The 21651-nt window shown below is 39.8% G+C and carries 22 protein-coding genes; 5 read left to right on the plus strand and 17 right to left on the minus strand.

What is annotated here, in order from left to right:
- Positions 1-27 precede the first annotated feature (27 nt).
- The 4 genes from MHI18_RS04275 to MHI18_RS04290 all read right to left on the minus strand — a co-directional run bounded on the left by MHI18_RS04275 (position 28) and on the right by MHI18_RS04290 (position 4294).
- Positions 28-720, minus strand: a complete 693-nt coding sequence (locus MHI18_RS04275; RefSeq protein ID WP_340846172.1) for an AIM24 family protein — start codon at positions 718-720, stop codon at positions 28-30.
- A gap of 91 nt (positions 721-811) precedes the next feature.
- A complete protein-coding gene (locus MHI18_RS04280; protein ID WP_340846173.1) occupies positions 812-1495 on the minus strand; it encodes a class I SAM-dependent methyltransferase in 684 nt (227 codons plus the stop codon).
- A gap of 100 nt (positions 1496-1595) precedes the next feature.
- Positions 1596-2015, minus strand: a complete 420-nt coding sequence (mntR, locus tag MHI18_RS04285) for a transcriptional regulator MntR (protein WP_340846174.1) — start codon at positions 2013-2015, stop codon at positions 1596-1598.
- A 95-nt stretch (positions 2016-2110) separates the two neighbouring features.
- Entirely contained in the window at positions 2111-4294 is a 2184-nt protein-coding gene (locus MHI18_RS04290) for a DNA topoisomerase III (RefSeq protein WP_340846175.1), read from the minus strand.
- Between the two features lie 490 nt (positions 4295-4784).
- On the opposite strand from MHI18_RS04290, the gene MHI18_RS04295 reads away from it, so the two are divergent.
- Both MHI18_RS04295 and MHI18_RS04300 read left to right on the plus strand, forming a co-directional pair.
- A complete protein-coding gene (locus tag MHI18_RS04295; RefSeq protein WP_340846176.1) occupies positions 4785-5036 on the plus strand; it encodes a hypothetical protein in 252 nt (83 codons plus the stop codon).
- Positions 5036-6511 carry an aldehyde dehydrogenase family protein gene (locus MHI18_RS04300; RefSeq protein ID WP_340846177.1) on the plus strand — a complete coding sequence of 492 codons (1476 nt, stop codon included), beginning with the start codon at positions 5036-5038 and terminating at the stop codon, positions 6509-6511. The genes MHI18_RS04295 and MHI18_RS04300 overlap by 1 nt, the downstream gene beginning before the upstream one ends.
- Positions 6512-6685: 174 nt before the next feature.
- Here MHI18_RS04300 and MHI18_RS04305 read toward each other — a convergent pair whose 3' ends face one another.
- From MHI18_RS04305 to MHI18_RS04330, 6 genes are all read right to left on the minus strand, one after another.
- The gene (locus tag MHI18_RS04305; RefSeq protein WP_340846178.1) at positions 6686-7117 is read right to left on the minus strand and encodes a general stress protein; all 432 of its coding nucleotides are present in this window, start codon (positions 7115-7117) and stop codon (positions 6686-6688) included.
- Positions 7118-7206: 89 nt separating this feature from the next.
- Positions 7207-8454 (minus strand): glutamate-5-semialdehyde dehydrogenase, encoded by a 1248-nt coding sequence (locus tag MHI18_RS04310; RefSeq protein ID WP_340846179.1) that lies wholly within the window; start codon positions 8452-8454, stop codon positions 7207-7209.
- Position 8455: 1 nt separating this feature from the next.
- Positions 8456-9556 (minus strand): glutamate 5-kinase, encoded by a 1101-nt coding sequence (proB, locus tag MHI18_RS04315; RefSeq protein ID WP_340846180.1) that lies wholly within the window; start codon positions 9554-9556, stop codon positions 8456-8458.
- A 371-nt stretch (positions 9557-9927) separates the two neighbouring features.
- Entirely contained in the window at positions 9928-10914 is a 987-nt protein-coding gene (locus MHI18_RS04320; RefSeq protein WP_340846181.1) for an HD-GYP domain-containing protein, read from the minus strand.
- 93 nt (positions 10915-11007) lie between these two features.
- Positions 11008-11187 (minus strand): zinc-finger domain-containing protein, encoded by a 180-nt coding sequence (locus MHI18_RS04325; RefSeq protein WP_040374786.1) that lies wholly within the window; start codon positions 11185-11187, stop codon positions 11008-11010.
- A gap of 28 nt (positions 11188-11215) precedes the next feature.
- Positions 11216-11893, minus strand: a complete 678-nt coding sequence (locus MHI18_RS04330) for a reverse transcriptase-like protein (protein ID WP_340846182.1) — start codon at positions 11891-11893, stop codon at positions 11216-11218.
- 167 nt (positions 11894-12060) lie between these two features.
- Here MHI18_RS04330 and MHI18_RS04335 point away from each other — a divergent pair, with 167 nt between their 5' ends.
- Both MHI18_RS04335 and MHI18_RS04340 read left to right on the plus strand, forming a co-directional pair.
- Complete coding sequence (locus MHI18_RS04335; RefSeq protein WP_340846183.1) at positions 12061-12462, plus strand: reverse transcriptase-like protein; 402 nt, start codon at positions 12061-12063, stop codon at positions 12460-12462.
- Entirely contained in the window at positions 12459-13376 is a 918-nt protein-coding gene (locus MHI18_RS04340; protein ID WP_340846184.1) for a DMT family transporter, read from the plus strand. The genes MHI18_RS04335 and MHI18_RS04340 overlap by 4 nt, the downstream gene beginning before the upstream one ends.
- 10 nt (positions 13377-13386) lie before the next feature.
- Here MHI18_RS04340 and MHI18_RS04345 read toward each other — a convergent pair whose 3' ends face one another.
- Positions 13387-13656 carry a DUF6123 family protein gene (locus MHI18_RS04345; RefSeq protein ID WP_340846185.1) on the minus strand — a complete coding sequence of 90 codons (270 nt, stop codon included), beginning with the start codon at positions 13654-13656 and terminating at the stop codon, positions 13387-13389.
- 134 nt (positions 13657-13790) lie between these two features.
- Between MHI18_RS04345 and MHI18_RS04350 the strand changes: the two genes are divergently transcribed.
- Positions 13791-13919 (plus strand): small, acid-soluble spore protein L, encoded by a 129-nt coding sequence (locus tag MHI18_RS04350; RefSeq protein WP_340846186.1) that lies wholly within the window; start codon positions 13791-13793, stop codon positions 13917-13919.
- Between the two features lie 80 nt (positions 13920-13999).
- On the opposite strand, the gene MHI18_RS04355 is transcribed toward MHI18_RS04350, so the two are convergent.
- The 6 genes from MHI18_RS04355 to MHI18_RS04380 form a co-directional block, all read right to left on the minus strand.
- Entirely contained in the window at positions 14000-14860 is an 861-nt protein-coding gene (locus MHI18_RS04355; RefSeq protein WP_340847567.1) for a 5'-3' exonuclease, read from the minus strand.
- A gap of 107 nt (positions 14861-14967) precedes the next feature.
- On the minus strand, positions 14968-15795 hold the full coding sequence (locus tag MHI18_RS04360) for a sulfurtransferase (RefSeq protein WP_340846187.1): 828 nt from the start codon (positions 15793-15795) through the stop codon (positions 14968-14970).
- Positions 15796-15814: 19 nt separating this feature from the next.
- Positions 15815-19480: a dynamin family protein gene (locus MHI18_RS04365; RefSeq protein ID WP_340846188.1), complete on the minus strand. Its 3666-nt coding sequence runs from the start codon at positions 19478-19480 to the stop codon at positions 15815-15817.
- 165 nt (positions 19481-19645) lie between these two features.
- Positions 19646-19807 (minus strand): hypothetical protein, encoded by a 162-nt coding sequence (locus MHI18_RS04370; protein WP_340846189.1) that lies wholly within the window; start codon positions 19805-19807, stop codon positions 19646-19648.
- A gap of 113 nt (positions 19808-19920) precedes the next feature.
- Positions 19921-20460, minus strand: coding sequence for an isoprenylcysteine carboxyl methyltransferase family protein (locus MHI18_RS04375; RefSeq protein WP_340846190.1), 540 nt, complete (start codon positions 20458-20460; stop codon positions 19921-19923).
- Positions 20457-21545 carry a type III polyketide synthase gene (locus MHI18_RS04380; RefSeq protein WP_340846191.1) on the minus strand — a complete coding sequence of 363 codons (1089 nt, stop codon included), beginning with the start codon at positions 21543-21545 and terminating at the stop codon, positions 20457-20459. Before MHI18_RS04380 ends, MHI18_RS04375 begins: the two co-directional genes overlap by 4 nt.
- Positions 21546-21651: the final 106 nt, after the last annotated feature.

The raw sequence follows: 21651 nt of genomic DNA on the forward strand, positions 1-21651 counted from the left end.
CTCACACCTACTCACAGCCAAAATAATTTATTGTTTTTCTGAAAAATAGACTTCCTCAAAAGGCTGTACGACAACGAATCCAGATCCTTCGAATTTCATTTGTACGGATTCCCCGCTTCCACGTCCAAAAAATGTCTTTAATGATACGTCAGTTACGAATTCCGGCGTAAGATGGCCTGACCACGCGACAGTTGCATTGGGGTCCGTATAGACGGCATCTCCCGGCTCAACTAATAAAGTGAGCGGTTCATAGTGTGTGGTGAAAGCGACCATCCCGGTACCTTCAACTTTTACGTTGAACAGCCCGCCCGCTAACAGTCCCGCAATTTTCCGCATTAATTTAATATCCCACTTCAGCCTGGATTCAAAAGCCAGCAGATCATTGCCATTTATACAGATTGATTCATCAGCCAAATTTAGAATAGAGATTTTTTTTCCTTGATCTGCAACATATAATTTTCCTTGCCCTGTCGCTTTCATAATGGAAGCCCCTTCACCTGTGAACGCTTTTTTAAACATTTTTCCTAGTCCATGTTCTAGGATTCCCTCACGCTCAAACTTGATATTGCCGCGATAGGATATCATCGAGCCTGTCTTCGCCCAAATTTGATTTTCTAAATTAATTTCAAGGATCCGTTCTGTTTCTAATTCAAACAGGCCCTGCCCTTTATCTTGTTGTTTTGTTTTCGAAATAAACTCATTAATATGAAATTTCTCCACAACTTACATCTCCCTTTATTTGAATTGACTAGGGGGTATCTCCCATCCCCCAAATTGGATTCCATCTAAGGTACTTTTACGATGTCGGCTACTAAATCTCCGCTTTCTTAAGTACAAACAGCCACATAAAGGAGAGTGCTTGTTGTAACTCTTTTGAAAGGTGCGTTAGTTTTGTGTAGTCGACACCTTGCTTGGGTACTCCCGTATCGGCGACGAGTTCCCAGCCGTTTTCCTCTGCTAATTGAAGAAATTCCCAGGCCTGCATCGTGTTCATAATTACTTCTTTATTATAAAGCCGCGGATAGCTGTTTGCTCTTGGGCCGGATGTAGGTCCAAGGATCGCAAAGCATCCGTATCCGCCGGGTTTAAGAATCCGTTTAATTTCCTTTAGAGCATCGATTGGCTTTTCTGTCCATTCGATGGAATTAATGGCCATGACAGCATCCACTTCTTCCGTTTCAAAAGGCAGCGCTGTCAGATCCCCTTGAATAAAGGATAGATTATCTTGGTCCTCCGTTTTCTCCGCTGCTTCTGTAATCATTTTATGTGACAAGTCTAGACCTATCACGGGAAATCCAGCTCGAGCAAGCTTTAATGATCCGTATCCGTCACCACACCCTAAATCAACAACCTTGCCTAGAGGAATATGCTCTTCAAAGAATGGAATAATTGTTTTCCTGCTGCCTTCATCCCACATTTCTTTGGAATTGGCTGCCCAATTCTTTGCAGAATAGTCCCATTTGATTTGTGCTTCCTTATGCCAGCTATGTACCATTTATCGTCACACTCCCATCCATTACTTATTCTTACGAAGAAACAAAAGATAAGTTTCATGATTAAGCTATTTTTCCAAAAAAAAAAGCAGCTTAGGCTGCTTACTTTGTATTTTTCTTTTGTATGACTTCTAATTCTTCGATTCTTTTTGGCGATTCCTCAAAAAATTCGACTAAGTCACCAATTCGATCGATAGCATTCCAACTCAAATGATGTTCAATTCCTTCAACATCATGATAAATATTTTCTTCTTTCACGCCAATTAAGCGTAACATTTTTTCTAATAATTCATGGCGGTACACTAACCTTTTTCCAATTTTCTTTCCATTAGGCGTTAAGATGAGTCCGCGGTATTTTTCATAGACTAAATACTCTTCTTGGTCCAGTTTTTGTACCATTTTCGTAACAGAAGAAGGATGTACGGAGAGATTACCAGCAATATCGGAAACCCTGGCATATCCTTTTTCCTCGATTAATAAATAGATTTGTTCTATGTAATCCTCCATGCTCGGTGTAGGCATCAAGTTATCCTCCCATTCAAACGCATCTTAAAATTTTACTATATTCGTGAACCCGATTCAAGCAGGAGCCTTTTTTTATTGAGCAGATCAGGCCTTTAGGCCTGTCTGCTGCTTGCTTTTGTATTTCGGTCAGGGAATTTCATATTAATTTTCTTACTGTTTTCTTCCCAGGCTAGAATGGCTGCAAAGGTTTTTTCCCCTTTTTTAAATCCTTCGATTACGTCTGTTTCGCCTGTTTGCAGCAGCTTTTTAATATTTGCTTGAGTAATATTTTTTGATAAGATTTTTTTCGATATGGTAAACGAACACTTTGTTTTTGCGTAGCTGGCACACCCATAAAACTTTCCTTTATCAATGACCTTCCCGCCGCAAATGCGGCATGCACCCATTGATGTTGGGGACCTTCGATTCTTCGAAGTACCCTGAATGGATTCTGTATCCAGCCCTTCAAAATTCCAGTCATTTGAAGAAGCAACTGCATCATCAATAATTTTCATCGACAGCTTTTTCACATTTTCCATAAACGCACCTGGGGATGCCTTTCCTTCACCAATTTCCCGCAGTCGCTGCTCCCACTTTGCGGTCATTTCCGGTGAGGCAAGAATCTTTTCACCAATCGCATGAATAAGCACTTTTCCTTTGTCAGTTGCGTATACCAAGTTTTTCTTCACATCAATATACTTACGGTCTTTTAACATCGTAATAATCCCAGCACGAGTCGCTTCAGTACCGAGGCCTTCAGTCTTCATGAGGACCTTTTCAAGCTCTTCGTTATCCAGATGTTTACCAGCAGTCTTCATAAGCGTGATCAGCTGTCCTTCTGTATAGCGTTTTGGCGGCTGAGTTTTCCCTTCTTTGACCTTAACCTTTGCTACCACTCCCTGATCACCTTGGGAAACATTTGGCAGCAAAATATCTTTTTCTTCCTTCTCTTCCTGAAAAATAACCTTTCTCCAGCCGTCTTGGATTTGCTGTTTCCCTTTCGAGATGAACTCCGCACGCTTATCCACCATGGTTTTAATGGTCGTATAATCAAAAATAGCCGAGTCATAATGGGCAGCAATTAATCTTCGAACAATAAGATCATAGATATTTTTCTCCTCATTTGTGAGGCGGCTTGGATTTGTTACTTGCTCCGTTGGAATGATGGCATAGTGATCGGTAACTTTCTTCTCGTTCACAAACCGTTTATTATTCATAATACTTTCTTTTGGCAACGGAAAAAGTGATTCGTACTCTGTCAGCTTACTCAATTTACCCAGTATTTCTGGAAAACTTTCTGCCTCCCCTGGGGTTACATAGTTGGAATCGGAACGAGGATAGGAGACAATTCCCTTTTGGTACAGACTTTGTACAATATCTAAAGTCATTTTCGGAGAATATTTATAAATCTTATTAACTGTGGCCTGTAAGGATGATAGATTGAATAATAACGGTGGTTGAAACTCTTTTCGTTCTGTATCCATCTTCGTTATTTCTGCTTCTTTTCCCTTGCAAAAAGCAGCAATATTTTCTGCCATCTCTTTAGTATCTATTCTAGATTCGTCGTCTTTTTGCCATTTCCCTTGGTATTTCTTGCTGTCCATTTTAAAGTCAGCAAATACTTCCCAGAATGGCTTAGACTTGAATTGATCAATTTCCTGTTCACGTTTAACAATTAAGGCCAACGTGGGTGTTTGGACGCGGCCAGCTGAAAACACATCTGACATTCCTTGTTTCTTTAAGAGAATACTAAAAACACGTGAGGCATTCATGCCAACTACCCAATCAGCACACGCTCTCGTATACGCTTCATGATAGAGCGGACGCGTTTCCTCTTCTTGCAATAAATTTTCAAATCCCTCATAAATCGATTTAGGGGTCAATGAGGAAATCCATAACCGCTGCATAGGTTTCTTAACCCCGCTAAGCTGAATGACATTTCGCACAATCAGTTCCCCTTCACGCCCTGCATCACCTGCGTGAATAATATCAGTTACTTCAGACTTACGTAAAAGTGTTTTCACAACTTGAAATTGTTTTGCTTTTGAACGTGATACCTCATATTGGAATTTTTCAGGAATCATCGGCAGCGTATCAAGTGACCACTTCTTCCACTCAGGACGGTAGCTTTCTGGATTAATGAGCTGACATAAATGTCCGACAGCCCAGGTCACATAGGCCCCATCTGGAAAAAGCTCATTGGGGAGAATTTCAATAAACCCCTGTTGCTTCTTAGTTTTAAATTGGGAAGCCAATGTTGAACCCTGATCAGGTTTCTCGGCAATGACTAACTTCATGCAACTCACCTTATCTATCTTTTTTATGTCTAACGTCTATTCATTATACCGTTTCCTGCATAACGAAGTAAGAGTCAGATAATAAAAAAAGACTCTACACCTCAAAGATTTGTTAACCAGAGTTCCGTTAACCTGCTAATATTAAAGATCTAAGAAAGATGTTAAGCTAAAAAAAGAAGCAGTCATACCTATATTAAATTTGTATGACTGCTTATAGTTAGAATAGTCAACTTATAGTTTGGCTGCTGTTTCTTTAACTTTTTTCAAACCTTTAGCAATGATTGTTACAGGATTTTCAGGATCTTGTGCATGGCCTTCAATAATCACTTCGTCAATATTTTCAAAGCCGTAATAGTTTTTTTGACGGCACGCATATAATTCACAGACATTTCCATGGCATTCACTTCAGGTGTATTATAAACCTATGCCTCTGGTTTAAAAAAACCCGCAATTTGCTTCTAGTTCCGGTCATCGAGAACTAGCTGATTTATTGAATAATAATAATGAAATAATTGATATTTGTCATATAATAGATTTTGAAAAGATAGAAATTTATTATAACCAAGAAAATCAAAATTGGCTTGTCGATTTTTCTCCTAATTATGGCGATTATATTACCGTTTTAATCCCTCCTATTTTTTATGCGAGAAAACCGAATCAAGAAGAAGTTAAAGGGACTGTCCAGTTAATCAATTTATTAGGCCAATATATACATAGAGTGCAAAAAGGAGTGATTAGTTAATGGAGAAGATGTTTATCAATGGGAAATGGCTCCATTCAGTTAATAGAGAAACAAGAGATATTACTAATCCAGCAAATGGTGAAGTAATTACTAATGTAGCAGATGGATCAGAAGAGGATGTAAAATTAGCAATAAATGCTGCTCGATCTGCATTTGATAAAGGTGAATGGACAGAAACAAGTGCTCGTTCAAGAGCTGATTTACTTTATAAAGTGGCTGATAAATTAACTAATAGAGTTGAAGAGTTTGCTAAATTAGAAACATTAAATAACGGAAAGCCTTATAGGGAAGCTGAATATGATATTCAGGATGCAATCAATCAATTACAATATTTTGCAGGCCTTGCTACTAAACCAAAAGGACAAACTTTTGATGTACCAGAAGATATGCAGTCTATGGTTGTTCGAGAGCCGGTCGGTGTTGTAGGGCAGATAATTCCATGGAATTATCCACTGGTAATGGCTGTCCAAAAAATCGCACCAGCAATTGCTGCAGGATGTACAATCGTTATTAAACCGGCTGAACACACTCCGCTTACATTAATTAAGCTATTTGAAATATTCGATGAAAGTGGATTTCCACCTGGTGTTGTTAATCTCGTTTTAGGTCCTGGAGCTACAGTCGGAGCTGAGCTCGTGCGTAATCCGAAAGTAGACAAAGTTGCTTTTACAGGAGGAACAGAAACCGGTATTCGAATTATGAAGAGTGCAGCGGAAACGATTAAAAAAGTAGGACTTGAATTGGGTGGGAAATCTCCAAATATAGTATTCGCGGATGCAGATTTTGAAACAGCTGTTGATCACGCACTATACGCGATTTTCTCCAACCAAGGACAAGTTTGTTCTGCTGGTTCACGTTTACTGTTAGAAAAGTCAATATATGATAAGTTCGTTCCAGAGTTGGTACGACGAGCACAAAAAATTAAGGTTGGACCAGGATTAATGGAAGGTACTGAAATGGGACCGCTTATCAGTGAGAATCATATGAATCGAGTACTTAATTATATTGATATAGGAAAAAACGAAGGAGCTACATTGCTCTGTGGAGGATATAAACTAGAAGATGAAGAACTTTCAAGGGGATATTTTATTGCCCCGACCATTTTCACAGATACAACACCTGAAATGAGAATTGTTCAAGAAGAAATATTTGGTCCAGTTTTAGTTATACAAACTTTTGAAACTGAAGAAGAGGCTATTACTTTGGCTAATGGAACTAAATATGGTTTAGCAGGTGCAGTATTTACAGCAGATGGTTCAAAGGCATTACGTGTCATTCGTAAATTGCGCGCTGGAATTACATGGATTAATACCTATCATAATACATACAATGAAGCTCCTTGGAGTGGGTATAAACAAAGTGGGATTGGCAGGGAGCTAGGAACATACGGGTTTGAAGAATACTTAGAAACGAAACAAATAAATATTTCAATTCGTCCAAAGCCATCACACTGGTTTGGAAATGAAACTTCTTAAATATATACTTTAAGGAAGGGAAAATTTTCAAGACTAAAGACCAAAATCCCTATCGCAACTTAAATCAAGACCCAAGTGAGGATTATTCACTTGGGTCTTTTCTCGGCCGTCGCATTGCACGAGGATTACATAAAAGGACTCCTGCATAAAATGCAGGAGTCCTTAGCTTTTTCGTTATACCCGATCCACAATGATTAATATTTTTCCGTTGTTTACATCTTCTTCATAACGGCTTGCTTCTTCTGATGTGAGACCAGCGTTTTTAAATGCTCCGGACAAACCGCCGCCGACAACAGATCCAGCTGCTGCCCCGCCGAGCGTTGCGATGATTGGTCCTGCTGCTAACAATGGTCCGATTCCTGGAATAGCAAAACTGCTCATACCGACCAGCAAGCCCGTTAAGCCAATAGCTCCGCCTGTAGCTGCACCAGCGACTAGGCCATCTCCTGTTGTCGTTGTTACGTCATCAGCAGCTTCTTCAAGCTTTTTAGCGTTCTTTGCTACAATGGATATATCGTCTGTCTTGTATCCTTTATTCTTTAACTCTTCTAATCCAGCAAGTGCTTGTTCTTCTGTATCATATACGTTTATGGTATGAATTGACATATTTATCTATCTCCTTTTTAAGTAGGTATCTACTAAATACGTACCCAGGAAACAGCTGCCGTAACCTTCCATAAACACCCATCAGCACATTACTCGCGGATTTGTCCCGTACCATACACCAAATATTTACTTGACGTCATAGCCTGAAGTCCCATCGGTCCACGTGCATGAAGTTTCTGTGTACTGATCCCGATTTCAGCACCATACCCAAATTCAAACCCGTCAGTAAAACGAGTGGAAGCGTTATGATAAACAGCAGCCGCATCAACATTTTGTAAAAAGCGCGCTGCGTTACGTTGATCGTTCGTAATGATGGCTTCGGAATGTTTGGTTCCATATTGATTAATATGTTCTACGGCTTCTGCCGTATCTTTGACTACCTTAATGCTGATGGCAAGTGCTAAGTACTCTGAACCCCAGTCTTCTTCGCTTGCTAATTTAGCTTCTGGCAAGACTTTGCATATGGCGTGATCACCAAAAATCTCAACGTCTTTATTTACGAGAGATGTTAAAAGCTCCGCTCCATGCTTATTAAACCAGTTTTCATGGATCAACAAGCTCTCTATTGCATTACAAACAGATGGGCGCTGTGTTTTGCCATTTACAACAATTCGTTCAGCCATAGTTGGTTCTGCACTTTCATCAATATAAATATGACAATTTCCTGCGCCCGTCTCAAGAACAGGTACCGTTGATTCTCTAACTACTGTATCAATTAAGTTTTTGCCGCCCCTTGGGATGAGGACATCTAAATACTCTTTTAGGTGGAATAACTCTTTAGCGGTTTCCCTGCTTGTATCTTCAATCAACTGGACAGCGTCAACGGGAAGTTCTGTTTTACTCAACGCCTTGTGAATGGATGTAACTAGTGCCTTATTCGAGTAAAGGGCAGAAGAACTACCGCGAAGGATGACCGCATTCCCGGTTTTAAGCGATAAGGTTGCCGCATCAACTGTCACATTAGGGCGTGCTTCGTAAATCATTCCTATTACGCCAAGCGGCACCCGCGTTTTCTTTATAAGCAGTCCATTCTCTTTTTCAATCGTTTCAAGCGTCTCCCCAATTGGGTCTGGCAGCTCTGTGAGAAGGTTGATCGCCGAAGCCATATCTTTAATCCGCTTTTCGGTCAGCAAAATTCTGTCCAAAACAGATGAGGTAAACCCTTTTGCTTTTCCCGCTTCTAGATCTTTACTATTTTCATGTAAAATAATTTCTTGATCTTCTATTAGTTGTGAAGCAATGCTTTTCAATGCAAGATCCTTTGCTTCAGATGACATGCCGATTAATTGAAAACTTGCAGCCTTTGCAGCACGACCCTTTTCCATTATTTCGCTCATCCTATTCCCTCCCCGCTATTTTTACCCATTTATCTCTGTGAATGACTTCTACGATTGGATAGTGCAGATCTTTACTCCGTTTCCCCATCGCCTTCATTAATTCACTATCGGAGTATGCCACCTCACCCTTTCCGAGCAGTCCTGTTGACCCGTATACCTCTACCACATCTCCCGGGATAAAGGAGCCCTGCAGCTGATATATTCCTGCTGGCAGCAAGCTGCTTCCACAACTCACAAGTGCATGCTCTGCACCTTCATCAACAAATAATTTTCCAGCTACCTTTGAATGCAGTGAAATCCATTGCTTTCGGTTTGTAACGGCAGACATCACAGCTTGGCCGATATACGTCCCGTCACCCAAGCCCTCCATTATATCAATGAGCTTATGTTTGCCGCTTCCCGTTCCAATAAAGACTTTCACACCTAGAGACATTGCCGTTTGAGCGGCCGTCAATTTAGATTTCATACCGCCAGTGCCTACTTTTGAACCTGACCCTTTCGCCATTTCCATCATGTTATCGGTAATTTCTGAAAGATAATCAAATTTTTTCGCCGCTGGATTCGTAAGAGGATTTGAATCATACACCCCGTTTATATCTGTTAAAATCACTAGCTGATCTGCATGGACTAAGCCGCTGACAAGAGCAGAAAGCATGTCATTATCACCAAATGTAAGCTCAGCAATGGATACCGTATCATTTTCATTTACAATCGGTAAGATGCCTCTCTCCAGTAATTCGGTCAGGGTTGCATAGGCATTTTTATATCGGTCCTGACTGGAAAAATCATTTCTGGTTAACAGGATTTGAGCGGGAATAATACCAAACTGACTAAATTGCTCTGTATAAGATTGAATAAGTAAACTCTGCCCTACTGCTGCTGCCGCTTGTTTCCCTTTTAATGTAACTGGGCGCGATGAATAACCTAATTTCCTAAATCCCGTAGCCACTGCACCAGAGGAAACCATTAAGACTTCATACCCTGCTTGACGCAGCTCCGCAACCGCCTTGATATGATCAATAAATTTTTCTTGATCGATTTCTCCTTTACTATTCGTTAATGAGCTGCTGCCAATTTTTATTACAATCCGCTTATTTTCCAAAACGATTTCCTCCAAGTCTAAAAACACCAATTTATCCTTTTTTAGGTACAAAAATAACCCTATTCATCCTTATGAAAGGACGAAAAGAGTTTTTCCGTGGTACCACCTTAATTGAACGCAGACTTCCTGCATCCCACTTTACCTATAACGCAGGCAGCGCCCAGATTTTTAATCTGAGACTCAAGAAGCAGGTTCTGCATCCTTTTTTGTGGCGGGTCTTTCAGCATTTAACACCGCTCTCTGTCACAACAGGACATGCATACTAATCTTCCTTCAACATTCGGTCAATTATATTGTACATTATCGTACAAAATATCATCCGGTATGTCAATATCTGTTGCTGCTTAAAAATCAAAAAATTTGCAATGATGTCATCCACCTAAAACTCGATCGATTTGGATATCTTTTTGAAAACGCAGGTCGATGATTTGATTATCACTTTGTATTAAGGAATTTATTGGATCATAAGGATCAATCATGATTATGCGTCCAATTCTCTGATTGGTTAAGAGGACTTCTTTTCCTACCAGCGACTTCATGATTTTGTTTAAGAAAATAAGTAACAAGGATGGATCAAACGTTCCGAAAACATCCTCTTTCATTTGCTTAATTACTTTATAAAATGGCATAGCATCATGATAGACACGTTTAGAGGACATCGCATGGAACACATCTGCAATCGCCACAATTTTAGCATAAAGGTGGGTGTTAGCTCCTTTTAACTGTAAGGGATAGCCTCCGCCATTCTCTCGCTCATGATGCTGTAAGGCAGTTAACGCAATACTTGGGGGCAGATTGGGAATTTTCTTTAACAAACTATATCCGAACACTGTATGCTGCTTAACTTGTTCATATTCTGCTGCTGTCAATTTCCCAGGTTTATGCAAAATCTCCTCTTTCACCATCATCTTCCCGACATCATGAAGAGTCGCAGCAAGTGTCAGTTCAGACAATTCCTGTTCCGTAAGTCCTGCCCATTTCCCAATATAAGCGGCTATCACCCCGACACAAATATTATGCCTATAGGTGTATTCATCTCGTTGTTTCATCTCATCGTATAAAAAAAATACATGAGGAAATTCTGCTGCTTGACTGATGATTGGGATAATATCATGTTTAATCGCAGCAATAGGTACGTTTCCTGTCCATTTTACCGTTTTAAAAATATCACGTAATTGGTGGGTTGCTTCTTCAACTTTTAGTGTAATCTCTGCAATTCGTTCTTTTAAACTTCTAGAATGACCGTTCATCGAGATGGAAGGCAATTCCTGTGGTTTCATGGTTAATTTAGCTATCAATAAATCGATATCAGATATCGAGAGTGGTACGCCATGGTTACTAAGGGTTTGGTTAGTCATTAGCACTCCTCTTTCATGGTGCTTTTTTTAACAATAATAACAAAAATTAGTAATTAATGTAACTAAAATTTATTAATTCCCCTCGGTCTAACCTTAACCGCCTAATTTATTGCCTATCATCTTTAACTTTTCGCCTACCGTACATTCAGAAATACAAAATTTATGAGCGTACCGTTTACCTTTTTCCTTTTTAAAATGCTTATATACAAAGCAATCTTTACAATCAAAGGAAAAGATGTCCTCTACTTCATCAAAATATTTTTTTCGTTCCATTTGTCGTTCAAACTCCTTCTGCTCGTACTTAATCAGTCTCCCTGCTATTTGCAGTCAGGTTAAATTTACTGCTGATTTCTTCTCCATTCAGGGCTTGAGTAGCCAATTTATCAGCTTCCGTGTTTTCTTTTCTTCCAATAGGTTCAAATACTGGGATAATTCCGAGCTGTTTCAGCTTATTTTCAATCCGATCGAGCCACTGGTTTAATACTTCTTCGAAACAGGCCCATTCACCGGAAAGCTGGTTAAGGACTACCTGAGAGTCTCCTTTAAAGGTAACACTCTGGTGACGAACACCTAATTCCTCAAGCTGTGTCACTGCCTCATAAAAAGCAGCATATTCTGCTTCATTATTCGTATCAAGCTCTTGCAGCAGACGATTTATTCTTACTCTCCATTGCTCTTTTCCTTGTCGATAGTAGATAACAACGCCAAGTCCGGACAATTTAGAGTTTTTTTGATAGCCTCCATCAAAGTATACGGTGGCTTCTTGGGGTTCTTCTTCCACTTTGGCAAGTAATTTCTTCAGTTCTTTCTTTGACCAGGTAGTGCCCAGTTCATCACTTACTTCGACTTCTTTCATTCTTCCTGCTTTTTCAAGATCATCAATAATCGTTAAGGCATCTTGTGCATCCATCCATTCAGAAGTAAAAACTGCGTTTGGTTTTCTTGCTGCACCGTATTTCCAATGCATGATTACCTTCATATTGAGTAACTCCTTAACTATATTTTTCGTACCTATTTTCCGTCTTAGCGTCTATACTATTTAGTGTATAAAAAAATCAATTAAAAATCCATTTACTCTCTATTTAGTATAGCAGAGAGTGCGTATTATTAAACAACGCGTACATGATAACAGCAGGAGGCGTAAGTATGATTGAGGTATATATTGATGGTGCTAGTGCAGGGAATCCAGGTCCAAGCGGGGCTGGAATTTTCATCAATAATAATGGAGATGTACACCGGCATTCGATCCCGCTTGGCAGTCTAGAAAATCATGAAGCAGAATATCAAGCTCTCATACATGGGTTAAAAATTTGTCTGCGCCATGAGTACAAAGTGGTTTCATTCCGGACCGATTCGCAGTTAATTTCTCAGGCCGTTGAAAAAGAATTTGTAAAAAACAAACGATATTCACCATTGCTTTCCGAAGCGCTTGAGTTAGCTGAACAGTTTGACCTGTTCTTTCTGAAATGGATTCCTAGTTCAGAAAATAAGGCAGCAGACCAATTAGCCAGACGAGCCATTCGTTTGAACGAAGGAAATGAAGAATGAAGAAACAGTATTTAGCCGACGTTAGTTTACTGTTGGTCGTATTTATTTGGGGAGCTACTTTTGTTATGGTACAAGATGCCCTAGCCTTCCTTAAACCATTCAGCTTTAATGCAGCACGCTTTTTTATTGCTTCGCTTACTCTCTTAGCAGGGTATTTGTTAGTTGCTCACAAAAAGAAAGATAAAGTTTGGACCAAACCACTTATCCTATCCGGAATCAAAATTGGAATCTGGCTGTTTCTAGGGTATGCCTTTCAAACCACTGGTCTACTGTATACAACACCTGCTAAAGCAGGTTTTATCACAGGGCTGAGCGTTGTCCTTGTGCCAATGTTTTCATTGCTTCTGTTAAATCAAAAAATTCCCGTACAAGCGGTCGCTGGAATTGTTCTAGCTGCCATCGGTTTATATTTAATGACAATGGGAGGACCTTCTTCTCTCTCTATTGGTGATGTTCTCGTCTTTTTCTGTGCTGTTAGTTTTGCCATGCAGATTATTACGACAGCCGCATACGCAAAACTATATAATGCCTTACCCTTAACCATTATTCAACTGATAACCGTCGCTGTATTATCCACCGTATCGGCTCTATTATTCGAGGATACATCTGTATTTCTTACTCCTAGTATTATGCTGCGAGCGGAAGTATTATCAGCTTTGTTAGTCACATCTTTACTCGCCACAGCTTTTGCTTTTTTTGCTCAAACACATTTTCAAGCAAAAACCTCACCAACCAGGGTGGCATTAATTTATGCGTTGGAACCGGTATTTGCTGCATTAACCTCATATGTACTGATTAACGAACAATTAACGAAAGCTGCGATTACTGGATGTGTATTGATCTTAATCGGTATGGTCACGGCAGAGTTCCCTTTTAAACGCAAAAAAGCCGAACCCATCGATTCAGCTGCTTAACCACCTTGCATTAGCTCAATAATCCAAGCTCCCGGGCATACGCTTCCGCCTGGGGTTTGTTCGTAATATTTTTTTGCTTTAAATTTTCAAGTAAAGATACATAAAAACTGCCATCAAAATTCTTTTGAGCTTTTAACGTAATTTCGATCGCAATGTTAACAAGAATATCACTCGCTTCTGTATAACGTTTACCAAAGAAAATAAAACCGATGGCATCTTCACCAAATGTAAAGCCTTTCGTTTCCAAAAAAGAAACATACTCTTCTACTGAATAGTCCACAAATCTGTCCTCCTTTGCAGCTATTTCCTCCTACATATTACCTTATCTAACCGTTTTTGCCTATTAATTTATCGACAAATTTCGCATTCGATACACATTTCTTGTAAATAGTAAGTACTGAGGAGGTGTCTATCATGCCTAAACATAAAAATCGCGGCAATAAAAGCAGAAGCGGAGTCCCGCCGCAAGGAAATATCCAAGGTGACACTAGTCCAAAAAGCGAATTAGAAAACAAAGCTAAATATTCCAATACGAAAAGATAGACTAATACAACTCTCCGCTACCCCCTACCTAAAAAAAGCCAAAAGGCTGTCCAAACCTGCGGACAGCCTCTTTCGTTATTTTAGACTAACAAGCGTTGAAGACCTTTTAATTCATGAGTTTCAGCCATTTTCGTAACACGTTCCTTATCATATCTAAACACAGATGTCTCTAAAGGGCAGGCGATCGGTACATCGCATTTAATGGCCGCTAGACTTCTAGATAGGTGCAGCATTTCGACAGCATCTTCTATTTTAGTCCGCTGTGTTTTCGTTAGATTTTGCAGATTTTCGAGAATCCCTTCAATCGTCCCGTATTCAATGAGCAGCTTTAGTGCGGTTTTTTCACCTATGCCTTTGACACCAGGGTAGTTATCCGCTGTATCTCCCATTAGAGCCTTTAAATCGACCATTTGGGCAGGGGTTATGCCTTTCCAAGTGAAAAAGCTATCATGATCATGCACTTCGTAATTACCAAAGCCCTTACGCAGTAAAATAACCGAAATACGATCTTCTATTAATTGAAGCATGTCTTGATCCCCGGTCAAAATAGATACGTGACTATGGCTTTGTGAAGCTTTAGCAATAGTACCAATGCAATCGTCCGCTTCAAACCCCGTGAGGCCGATGTTAGGAATATCAAAGGCCTCCACTACTTCTTTCACTAAATCAAATTGTGGAATCATTTCCACTGGAGCAGCTGAACGATTGGCTTTATACTCTGGGAAAAGCTCGTTACGAAACGTTTTGCTTCCCATATCCCAACAAACCGCTACGTGGCTTGGTGAGAAATGGTTGACTGCTGTAAGCATATGCTTTAAAAAACCTTGGACCGCGTTTGTCGGCAGGCCTTTTGAATTAATCATGAACTGGCCGGTAACGGCTGTTGCATAAAATGCTCTAAATAAAAGGGCCATTCCATCAACAAGCATGAAGGAAGGCATCTGATTGTTTTCATCCAATTTCACGTTTACTCACCTCAAAAGATTGTCTGCTAGTATCTTATCATAAGAATCTCTGAAAGGGAGTTTTTTCATCCTATTCATTCTATTTAAACATCAGTAATGACTGGATTATCTTCATAAGAAATCCAATCACTAAAGCTGCCCGTATAGAGTTTCACACGTTTAAACCCTGCTTCCTTTAGAGCCATAAAGTTAGCCGCTGCAGTGATACCCGATCCACAATACACAATAACTTCTTGATTGGGATCTAATTGTCTAAAACGCTTTTTCTGCTCTTCTCTTGGTAGAAAGTATCCATTGCTAAAGGAATCTTCCCAATAATAGTTGATGGCACCAGGTATATGTCCAGCTTTTTTATCAATGGGTTCCTCACGTCCTATATACCGTTGATTTTCTCTTGAATCAATCAGAACGGTTTTGGAATCGTTTTGCGTGAGGCGAACAACCTCATCATAACTTGCCGCTAGATTTTCATTAATCTCGACAAGAAAATCAACTCGGTTGAATGAAGGAATGTCACTTGTAATTGGATAATTGCTTTCTTTCCAAGCTGAATAACCGCCGTTTAGAAGAAACACGTTAGAATGACCCAGATACATCAAGATCCAGATGAAACGAGCAGCCCCTGCAGAGTGTCCATCATCATAAGCAATGACAGTGGTCGAACGACTAATACCTGAATCCTCTAATCTTTTTTTTAGTACGCTGATGTCAGGTATAGGATGTCTCCCGCCGTGAACCTGAACGCTTCCAGATAAATCACGCTCCAAATCAAAGAACACAGCCGAAGAAATATGATCACGATCATATTCGATTTTTCCCATGTCAGGCTTACCAAGTGCAAACCGGCAATCAACAAGTCTAACATTCGGTTCATTCAGTTTTTCCATTACTTCATGTGCATTAAGAATCATCTTCATTCCCCTTTACTACTTAGTCCTGTACGATCTGTTGAACCTTCTCGATTATGTCCTCGAAATAGTCAGCATCAACGGTTTCTTCCAAGCCCGCCTTCAGTCCGGCGAATATATCCTCCGTTTCTGCCATCGTCGCCTCCTTAAGAGACGCTATTTCATTGTGAAGATGCACGGAATACTCTTCATATAGACGATTCCCCTGTTCATTTACATAGGCAAGCGCTAAGGGATCTAAGCGTTCCTGAAGTGCCTGGCTCATGATAACTTTTTCATTTTTTTCAAAGAAAGCTTTTGGATTTTTAAACAACCCTAGTTCTTTTCTAAACTCTTGATCGGAAAGATTATGAAAGGCTGGTTGAAATTCAAGTGTTTCTTTTTTCTCAGGATCATATGGCTGTAAGGTTACTGTTTTTTTAACACGTTGAGCCTGTTCTATAAAGGAAGCTTGTTTTTCTCTCACCAACTTATGAACAGTCATTTCCGTTCTAAAGGAAGTTGCTCTCATTTCTTGCCCAAAATCGAAACCGATTGCGTTTAAAAAATTCCGAAGCGCTTCACGAAGTACAGCTTTAAGGTCTTCTCCTTCTTTAATGACCGCTGGGTTAAAAGATTCTTTAAAAAAGTCAGCAAATCGGAAGAACACGCGTTGCTTACTATAATAAATTAATTCATCTATTTCTTTCCTTAGTTTTTGCTGTTCTGCATCATCTTGTATGTCAGCAGCTGTTTGAAGGATTTGTTGATAATCCTTAGCTAACTGGCGAAGTGCCGCAGCCTTAGATGCTTCATCTTGTTTAGACGTCGTTACTACTTCTTGCAGCAGGGTTTCGGTTCTAGCGATTGCTGCCATTGCAGATACGATAGCCAAATTCGTTAAATCTTGTTCAATAAACGCATGAAATACGTTTTCAAAATGCTTCATCCCGCTATCCTGTAAAAAATGATGGGAGAAAGATTGTGCACCTTGTTTTTCTACAAGAGCCCCTTTACTTGTAACAGGAAATAATTTAGGAAAACGAATTCCGAATCCACCAAGTTGAGTTTGTACATAGTCAATTACTTCATCTAGTTCTTCAGCATCCTGAGCCAAATCGACTGCATTAACTACAAAAAACATTTTATCCATGGCAAAGGAATCCTTAACACGTCCGAGTTGTATGAGGAATTCCCGGTCTGCCTTTGAAAACGGATGATTATAATACGTCACAAAAAGGATTGCATCCGCATTTTTGATGTATTCAAAGGCAGCACCCGTATGACGCGCATTGATTGAATCTGCCCCCGGTGTATCAACTAGCACCATCCCTTGCTTGGTAAGGGCGCAGTCGTAATACAAGTCAATTAAATCAACAAAACAGGACTTTGCTTCTTCTGCGGCGTAAGCTTTAAAGCCTGTTAAGTCAACGGTTATTGTTGTACCTAAATCTCCGCTGTGCTCAGGATAGCCTTGAACAAATGCTCTGAGGAAAGATAAATGCGTCTTTCCTTTATCAATACTTGTTTCATTGAGTAAACGAGCAGCGGTTTCGTAAGCAGAATCCAGCGATACAGCTTTTTGCCCAAAAGCATCCAGAGCAATTGAAACATCCTCAAGCAGCATGTCAGCTGTTTTAAGTGTCACATTTGCTGTTCCATGATCATGATTATGGTCAGCTGCTTGAATCTTATTAATTGCCGCCGTAGTCGGATTCGGTGATACAGGAAGAACGGATTCACCAATTAGTGCATTAGCAAATGAGGATTTCCCGGCACTAAACGCGCCAAATAGAGCGACCGTAAAGGTTTGCTTTTCAAGACGTTCCGCTTTCTCAACTAACTCACGGTAAAGGGTGTGAAATCCAGTTAAAGGCTGCACCCAGCTTGATACCTGACGAAGATGATCAGCAGTTTCTTGTAATTTACCTTTTCCTCTTACTTGAACCTTCTCCGTTGCTGCTATCCTTACAGCAGTGACAGATTCTTTCGGTTTTTGTTTTGCGTCTTCCTTTATAGAAACATCCGAATGAATGGTAATCGCTGTTTCTTCCTCTGTCCATTCACGCAGCAATAGCTCAATATTAGATGCTGAAGCCATGTTTCCGTATAAAATTTCTTCGAGATGTTGTTTGACTGCGTGAGCTTCCATATCTTTCTGATGTATCAATTTAAGGGCATGCTCAAACTCAGTGTACTCGGCAAGCTGTTCTGATAGTGCCCCGAGACGAGTTACATTTACTTGTAAGAGCTTTTGTTTCATCATATCTAAAAAGGAATCAGCTGCTCGTTTAGCTTCTTTTTTCAACAATTCAGCAAGGTCTTTTGTATAATTCAGGACAAACTCTCCACTACTGTTTACGTCTGACTTAAGTGTATTCAATAAGAAATCAGCAGATAGCTGGATAGACAGCGATTGTGCAGCTCTCTCACACTCCGCATCGTGCAGTTTCGCCTCAATTAATGTTTTACCAGCAAGCTCCTTGATATGCCACTCCAACTGAGTTTTAACTTTCTCCTGTAAATCAGCTTCAAACGCTTTCAATCGTTCTTCTTTAACACTTTCCGTTTTTTTCTTGGCAAAAAATAACCCGATTTTAAAGTCTGGCTGATGAGCTTCTAGAAAATCTTTCGCCAGTTCTCGTGTCGGTGCAGGCATGAGATATGCGTTTTTCAAGATCACTTCGAGACTGCGTGTAAAAGAACGTTCAATGGCCGTTGTCGTTCCACCCAGCTTTTCTCTTTCCTGCATAAGGCTGCTTACATTGCTCTCTATAACCGATCTTTCTTCACTAGGCAATTCAAATAAAGGCTCCAAATCGTCTGCAAAAGCCTCATCAAATTCGTCCTTGACTGTTAGTACATGACGGTTAATTAAACGCTGAGCTGATAATAGCGCTGAGTCGTTTGTGTTTTGCTCCCCATTTTCAGCACTCTTGAAGATGAACTCACGTACTTCATCTAGTTGATTATTCGGATTCTCTAAATCACGGACAGAAGTGTAATATATTTTTTCTGGATAGACATTCCAATTTGCAAACGCGTTCTCTACTGATTTTTTAAAATCTACAAACGTAATTTCTGCTTCATCATGTTTATCAATCATATTGACTATCAGGTAGACCTTTTTCCCTTCATCCATTAAATCCTTCGTAAATAAAAAGTTAACTTCTGATTGAACATGATTGTAATCCATGACATAAAAAACAGCATCTGCTAAATGCAGCGCAGACTCCGTGGATACACGATGAGCATCATCTGTTGAATCTATACCTGGTGTATCCATAATGGAACATGTCGGCGGCAGCGGAAAGGTGCTTGAACTAATGGTGATTGACGAAATCGCTGCTCCATCTTTAGCAAAATTTTTAACTGTTTGATAATCATAAGGTGCAGGAAACAGGTTAGGTTCCCCTTCATGATAATAAACTAAGGCATAATCATCACCTTTTTGGAGCTTTACTGTATTGGCACTGGTTGGTATTGGGCTTGAAGGCAGCACTTGATCACCCAGTAAATAATTGATCATACTTGATTTCCCTGCAGAAAAATGACCGCAGAAAGCAAGAATTCGTTCTTCCTTAACTAGTTTAACTAGGAGCTGTTTCATTTTCTCAGCATTAACCAAATCGCCGCTAGTAAGAAACTGATGATATAACTCCATAAGTCCTGCAAGTTGTTCTCGTTGTTTTGTTGTTTGCGTATTCATCTATCTTTCCCCTTACCAAGTCGTAGTTCTTTCCATTGTAAACGATTTCTCTTAACAATTATATAACTATGCAAGGCAATTTTGAATAGTAAGAAAGCGGAGCACCTCATCAATTTGATAAGGCGCTCCGCTCGTCTTTTTTTGTATAAAAAAAACCAGATTATATTATCTGGTTGTGTGGACAGGAATTAAGTTATGATTTCGAACGCTCTCTCTGCTAATCGGCGCTGCAGCCAACTTCCGAACTGGTCTCTGAACATTGTTTAAAACATGTTTCATCACAAACCCATATGCAATAACCGTCGCAAGAATAAAGAACCAAACCATATTAAAACACCATCCCTTTTTTATTTATCATCTATCTATTTTTTAATTGATAATAGTTTTCATCTTCAATTAGAATCTTATCACGAACGATAATCATTTTCAACTAGAAGTTTTTATTTCTTATTATTTTTCGAATAATCCCCTGTATAGCTGGTTAAGTTGGACAATGCTCTCTCTTCTATTGGAATTCGAACACTCATCATCCAGGCATTTAAACAGCTGAAAATAATAGCCGTAAGGAATGCATTAAACAATAAGGCGATGACGATGATCTCAACTGCGACAATAATGTAATTAGGATGCTTGACATACTTATATGGACCTCTGCTGACCGGTTCTGCAGAGGGCATGACGATGATCTTCGTATTCCAATAGGGGCCTAGAGAGCTGATTACCCATACTCTCCCCACTTGGGCAAGTAAGAATAAAGAAAGCCAGATTTCCCAATACACGGATGGTGTATGATCAAGCAAGGTGTATTCTGCAAACAAGGAAACAAAAAAACCAAGATGCAATAACACGATCCATGGATAATGAGACGTCCCGAATTCGAGTCCTCCCTCCTTTTTCATCCGTTCCTCATTGTTTCGAGCTAAAACGAGTTCCCCAATACGCTGGGCAATTAATAAAATGATAAACAAATAAAAGATCATTGTTCCCACCTCATTAATAAAAGTTCCGAGCTAAAACCCGGTCCAAGTGCAGCGGCAAGAGCATATTCACCTGGATCAGCTCCATGCTCCATAAACCGTTCAAGTACGTATAGGATGGTTGCTGAGGACATATTGCCATATTCACGAAGTACATCCATTGAAATAGTCGTCATCTCACTCGTAAAACCGAGTGAATCCTGATACGCATCAATCACTTTTTTACCGCCAGGATGGGCAATAAACTGCCGGATTTCCTTCATTTCCAGATTCTGTTCCAGCAGAAATCCTTCTACAGTTGGCTTTAACCAATTTTTAATAATATACGGTATATCCTTTGAAAATACGACATACAGTCCATCCTTTACATCCCAGCCCATTACATCTAGAGAATTCAACATCAGGGTGGACTGGGAATCAAGTATACGGTACTGCCCTTTCTGCCGGGAAATGGCCTTGCGCTCCACTTCGTCGCCGCAAATCAACACACATCCAACTCCATCTGAAAATAGTGAAGTTCCGATTAAATTACTCTTTGAAGCATCATTTTTTTGAAAGGTCAGACTACACAATTCCACAGAGAGAACCAGAACCTTTGCTTTTGGAAATGCTCTGCAATATTCACTAGCACGAGCAAGCCCCGCTGCTCCTCCAGCACAACCGAGCCCCCAAATGGGAATTCGTTTTGTTCGAACAGAAGCAGGCAGTACGTTTAATATCCTTGCATCAATGGTCGGCGCGGCCATACCTGTACTAGAAATAAAATAAATCGCTTCGATTTCATCCATCGGAATCGACTCTAGTAAAAAGGTTTGATTATCTAAGCATTTCTCAATCGCTTCCACGCCAAATTGAGTTGCTTTATCAATATAAGAATTATTTCTTTCTTCGAATGAATGGTCTTCCTTATACCAATCAAGATCATTCACAAAATAACGAGATTCCACTTCCCCATTTTTAAACGCTTTTAAGAGCCTTTCGATATCTTTAAATGCTGTCCCAAATATTTCACGAGAAAAATCCATAACTTTTTCCTGTGAAAGTAAATAAGGTAATTGTATATGTGCAGCAGAAAGAATATATGGCAAAACCCCACACCCTTTTTCAGTAATTATGGTTACTATTTCCTAGTTTTGAAATACTATGCAGTGTAATCTTGAAAAAAACTCACTTATTTTTCGTCATTTTTCCCAT

The sequence above is a fragment of the Peribacillus sp. FSL H8-0477 genome, assembly GCF_038002765.1.
Lineage (GTDB): Bacteria > Bacillota > Bacilli > Bacillales > DSM-1321 > Peribacillus.

Bases quoted from the DNA above. Each gene is read 5' to 3' on its own strand.
- MHI18_RS04360 (WP_340846187.1), bottom strand. From the start codon at position 15,795: ATGATTCTTAATGCACATGAAGTAATGGAAAAACTGAATGAACCGAAT.
- MHI18_RS04375 (WP_340846190.1), bottom strand. From the start codon at position 20,460: ATGATCTTTTATTTGTTTATCATTTTATTAATTGCCCAGCGTATTGGG.
- MHI18_RS04330 (WP_340846182.1), bottom strand. From the start codon at position 11,893: ATGAAGGTAATCATGCATTGGAAATACGGTGCAGCAAGAAAACCAAAC.
- MHI18_RS04325 (WP_040374786.1), bottom strand. From the start codon at position 11,187: ATGGAACGAAAAAAATATTTTGATGAAGTAGAGGACATCTTTTCCTTT.
- MHI18_RS04300 (WP_340846177.1), top strand. From the start codon at position 5,036: ATGGAGAAGATGTTTATCAATGGGAAATGGCTCCATTCAGTTAATAGA.
- MHI18_RS04355 (WP_340847567.1), bottom strand. From the start codon at position 14,860: ATGCCTTCCTTCATGCTTGTTGATGGAATGGCCCTTTTATTTAGAGCA.
- MHI18_RS04310 (WP_340846179.1), bottom strand. From the start codon at position 8,454: ATGAGCGAAATAATGGAAAAGGGTCGTGCTGCAAAGGCTGCAAGTTTT.
- MHI18_RS04370 (WP_340846189.1), bottom strand. From the start codon at position 19,807: ATGGTTTGGTTCTTTATTCTTGCGACGGTTATTGCATATGGGTTTGTG.
- mntR (WP_340846174.1), bottom strand. From the start codon at position 2,015: ATGCCTACACCGAGCATGGAGGATTACATAGAACAAATCTATTTATTA.
- MHI18_RS04335 (WP_340846183.1), top strand. From the start codon at position 12,061: ATGATTGAGGTATATATTGATGGTGCTAGTGCAGGGAATCCAGGTCCA.
- MHI18_RS04350 (WP_340846186.1), top strand. From the start codon at position 13,791: ATGCCTAAACATAAAAATCGCGGCAATAAAAGCAGAAGCGGAGTCCCG.
- MHI18_RS04280 (WP_340846173.1), bottom strand. From the start codon at position 1,495: ATGGTACATAGCTGGCATAAGGAAGCACAAATCAAATGGGACTATTCT.
- MHI18_RS04320 (WP_340846181.1), bottom strand. From the start codon at position 10,914: ATGACTAACCAAACCCTTAGTAACCATGGCGTACCACTCTCGATATCT.
- MHI18_RS04305 (WP_340846178.1), bottom strand. From the start codon at position 7,117: ATGTCAATTCATACCATAAACGTATATGATACAGAAGAACAAGCACTT.
- MHI18_RS04365 (WP_340846188.1), bottom strand. From the start codon at position 19,480: ATGAATACGCAAACAACAAAACAACGAGAACAACTTGCAGGACTTATG.
- MHI18_RS04290 (WP_340846175.1), bottom strand. From the start codon at position 4,294: ATGAAGTTAGTCATTGCCGAGAAACCTGATCAGGGTTCAACATTGGCT.
- MHI18_RS04340 (WP_340846184.1), top strand. From the start codon at position 12,459: ATGAAGAAACAGTATTTAGCCGACGTTAGTTTACTGTTGGTCGTATTT.